We start from the raw sequence: 3,549 nt of genomic DNA on the forward strand, positions 1-3,549 counted from the left end.
CCCTGCCGGGCGGTCACGGTGCCCTCGACGACGACACCGCCGGGGATGCCGGACACGCCGCTCTCGGTCGCCGGGCCCTGTGACGCCAGCCGGGCGGCCGCCTGCTGCCGCGGATCGGGGATGTTCTTGACGTTCATGCCCGGCGGCGCGGACACCACCGGCCCGGCCTCCACCATGAGCACGGTGACGGCGGGCACCTGCTCGAGCAGGAGCCGGGCGTAGGTGGCTCCGGTCGGTCCGCTGCCGACGATGAGCACAGTGGGGCTCACGAGGCCGGTGCTCACGAGGTCGGTGCTCACGCGGTCACCGCCGGCGCCGGCGCCTCGAGCAGGCCCTTGAGCATGTCCTGCTGGGCGCGGATCTGGTCGAAGGCGCTGTGCCGATCGCTGTACGCGTGCGCCTCGTACTCGCTGGAGATGAAGCCGGTGTAGTTCTGCTCGCGCAGGACCCGGACCACGGCCGGGTAGTCGATCGACGGATCCTCGCCGTCGACGACGCCGTAGAACTTGCCGTGCACGTGGATCACGTGCGGGAAGAACTCGGCCCACCGGGCGGGGTCCATCCGCCCGTGCATGGTGAAGATCATCCGCAGGTTCCCGGTCTGGGCCGCGGTGGCGCCCAGCTGCGCGGCCCGGCGCTCGAGCTCGGGGAACTTCGCCATCGTCGGGCCGGGCTCGGCCCACACCTGCTTGGCCAGCGCGGTCAGTTCCGGCGCGACGCCGGCGGCCCGGTGGGCGTCGTCGACGGCGTCCGGCACCGCGCGCATGCTGGCGGAGAAGTCCGGGATGAAGCCCAGCCACGGCGTGTCCAGGCGGGTGAACAGCTCCTTGAGCGCGGCCACCGGCGGGGCGTCGATGGTCAGCGGAGCGTGGATCTCCACGCCGATCTTCACGCCGAGCTGCTCGGCGAGCGGCAGCAGCCGGGTCAGGATCGGCGGCCCGGACTCGATGCCGACGCGGACGGCCGGGAAGCCCAGCGCCGCCGCGCCACGCAGCTGCACGGCGACGTACTCGTAGGCCTCGTCGTCGCTGAGCAGCCGGCCGGGGTACAGGCCCAGGTCGAGGTTGATCGCCAGGCACGACGGCGTGAGGCCGGACTCGTCGATCAGCGCGCGGACGTCCTTCACCGCCGCGTCGTCGAGGCGCGGCCAGCCGCGCAGGCTCTGGAACGCGACCATCTCCAGGCCGGGTCCGAGGTCGCGGGCGGCCACCTCGCCGATCAGCGAGCGCAGGTCACGGCCCGGCTTGCGCTGCTCGAGCGTCAAGCTGAACAGGGTGGTGCCCAGGCGGGGCAGCCCCGGAGCGGTGTCGGTCACGGAAGGCTCCTCATCAGGCTGCGGTCAGCGTCTTGTCGGTGGCACTGGGCGCCACCAGCGGCACCCGGGCCGGACCGGTCAGGATGTACGGGATGGACAGGCCGAGCAGCAGCCGCACCCGGTGCTGCCGGCCGGCCCGGGTCGCCACGGGCGTGTGCAGCACCAGCGGATCGGTGGTGAACCAGAACTCGTCGCCCCGGCCGGCCAGCTCGGCCCATCCGTACCGGTGGCCGTTGACCGTGACCGACAGGGCGGCGGTGTCGATGCGCTCGTCGTCGACGGTCAACTCGACCACCGCCAGGGAGGGCAGCGGCAACGCCCGGTACCAGTGCGAGTACACGGCGATGTCCAGACCGCCGTCGGTGGCGGTCAGCGAGTCGGCCCGCACCACCTGGTCGTCGAGGGGGCCCATCTCAGCCCTCCCGGCCGGTGCCGGCCAGCGTCAGGCGCTTGCGGTCGCGGCCACCGCTGAGCACCGGCATGTAGGACACGCGCAACCGGACGGCGACGGCGACGTCGTGCTCTCCGGGGGTGAGGGGCTGATCGGTCTCGAAGGTGAGCTCGGCCCGTTCGCCCATCTCCCAGCGGTCATCGGTGACCAGGGGCAGACGGTCGAAGCCGTAGGTGTTGCCGTGCACCGTGAACGTGGTGCGCTCGGGCGGGATCGGCGCGCCGTCGAGGGTCAGGTCGACGGCCTCCACCATGGACAGGGTCAGGCCGCGGTAGTACGGCATCCGCACCTCGACGACGCCGCCGGGCCGGCCGTCCGGCCGGGGCCGGAGACCCTCCTCGCAGACGATGTACTTGTCGAACATCTTCAGTCCTCTCCGAGCAGACGGGTGAACATGGCGTGCTGGCGGCGGACCTGCTCGACGCTGTCCACCGGGTGGACGTCCTGGATGTGGCGGTTGCCCTCGTACTCGCTGGAGAGGTAGCCGTCGTAGCCGCCGTCGATGAGCACCGGGACGATCTCGTCGTACGGGATGGAGTACTCGACGCCGTCCTCGGTCATCTCGTAGAACTTCGCTTGGATGTGCCCGATCAGGGCCATGTGCGGGAGCATCTCCTTCGGTTCGGTCCACAGGTAGTGCGAGGCCTGCCGGGCGAGTCCGAAGTCGACGGGCCCGCCGCCGCGGTAGTTGACGATGTCCATCAGGGCGTGCACGTCGCCGTGGTCGTCGTAGGTCTTGACGATGAGATCGACCAGCTCGGGCTTGGCGCCGTCGCGCAGCGCCCGCTCGGTGACCACCCGCGGGAAGCGTTTGACGTAGGTGCCCATGTCCGGCATCAGGCCCAGCGCGGGGGAGCCGGTCCGGTGCATGACCTCGAGGTGCTGCAGGATCCACGGGTGTGCGTAGTGGAACGGCGCGTGTACCTCCAGCAGCAGCCGGACGCCCTTCTCCTCGGCGTACGGGGCGGCCGCCTCCATCACCTCGGGCGGGGTGTTGATGATCGCCCGGATGATCGACGCGCCGAGGCGTACGGCGATGTCGATGTCCTGATGGACGGAGGCGACCTGCTCCTCCAGGGTGAGCCACCGGTCGGGGTGCCGCTTGGTGTCGAGGAAGAGATCGGTGGCCACCGGCGTCGTGCCGTACCGCCGCATCCAGGCGAACCAGTCGTCGACGAACTCGTCGGTGAGCCGGGGGTATCCCGGGATGGACTGCTCCGGGATGATCTCGATGCCCAGGGCGCCGATCTCGCCGGCGACCCGGATGCAGTCCTCGAGCGACATGGTGCGCAGGAAGTACTCCTCCTGGAAGGAGTACAGGCTGACGCCTCGTTTGATGCGGTGCGGGGTGGTCATGAGGTCCTCGTCTCCATCGGGCCGGTTCGGGGCTTGCGGGGGTCCACCCAGTGCGGCAGATCCCAGGGGCGGGCGAGCGCGTCGCGCAGCCGTGCGGCGAGCTGATCGGGGCCGGGCAGCGGCGACATGCGGCCGTCGGACCGGGTGTAGACGCGGCAGGTCAGGGCCGGCGGTGCGTCGACGGGGAACAGGTCCTGGCCGCCGACGTGGAAGGTGGGCGACCCGGGGAAGGTGAGCCGCTGCGCCTCGGCGCGGGAACCCACCTCGCGGGTGACCACGTGCACCTCCTCCCGGCCGAGATCGGCCAGCACGTCGCGCAGCATGTCGGCGGCCTGCCCGTGCGTGGGGCAGCCCTGCCACCAGAGCAGCTCGACGCGCCACTTGACCGAGCAGCCGGCCGGTGAGGTGATCGGGCGGGCGACGTCGC

At 71.4% G+C, this 3,549-nt stretch carries 6 protein-coding genes; all 6 read right to left on the reverse strand.

Annotated elements, in window-relative coordinates:
- A partial coding sequence (locus AB0M20_RS32475; RefSeq protein WP_364304153.1) for a hypothetical protein occupies window positions 1–299 on the reverse strand: 299 nt, incomplete at its 3' end.
- Window positions 296–1,315 carry a TIM barrel protein gene (locus tag AB0M20_RS32480; protein WP_364304154.1) on the reverse strand — a complete coding sequence of 340 codons (1,020 nt, stop codon included), beginning with the start codon at window positions 1,313–1,315 and terminating at the stop codon, window positions 296–298. The genes AB0M20_RS32475 and AB0M20_RS32480, both read right to left, overlap by 4 nt.
- A gap of 13 nt (window positions 1,316–1,328) precedes the next feature.
- The gene (locus AB0M20_RS32485) at window positions 1,329–1,727 is read right to left on the reverse strand and encodes a DUF6379 domain-containing protein (protein WP_364304155.1); all 399 of its coding nucleotides are present in this window, start codon (window positions 1,725–1,727) and stop codon (window positions 1,329–1,331) included.
- Between the two features lies 1 nt (window position 1,728).
- Entirely contained in the window at window positions 1,729–2,130 is a 402-nt protein-coding gene (locus AB0M20_RS32490) for a DUF6379 domain-containing protein (RefSeq protein WP_364304156.1), read from the reverse strand.
- A 2-nt stretch (window positions 2,131–2,132) separates the two neighbouring features.
- Window positions 2,133–3,122: a TIM barrel protein gene (locus tag AB0M20_RS32495; RefSeq protein ID WP_364304157.1), complete on the reverse strand. Its 990-nt coding sequence runs from the start codon at window positions 3,120–3,122 to the stop codon at window positions 2,133–2,135.
- Window positions 3,119–3,549 (reverse strand): hypothetical protein (locus AB0M20_RS32500; RefSeq protein WP_364304158.1); only part of this gene is annotated, 431 nt, incomplete at its 5' end. The genes AB0M20_RS32500 and AB0M20_RS32495, both read right to left, overlap by 4 nt.

Source organism: Actinoplanes sp. NPDC051633, assembly GCF_040681735.1.
In the GTDB taxonomy this organism is placed as follows: Bacteria; Actinomycetota; Actinomycetes; order Mycobacteriales; family Micromonosporaceae; genus Actinoplanes.

Excerpts from the sequence above, each read along its gene's own strand:
- AB0M20_RS32485 (WP_364304155.1), bottom strand. The coding sequence starts at position 1,727 with ATGGGCCCCCTCGACGACCAGGTGGTGCGGGCCGACTCGCTGACCGCC.
- AB0M20_RS32490 (WP_364304156.1), bottom strand. The coding sequence starts at position 2,130 with ATGTTCGACAAGTACATCGTCTGCGAGGAGGGTCTCCGGCCCCGGCCG.
- AB0M20_RS32495 (WP_364304157.1), bottom strand. The coding sequence starts at position 3,122 with ATGACCACCCCGCACCGCATCAAACGAGGCGTCAGCCTGTACTCCTTC.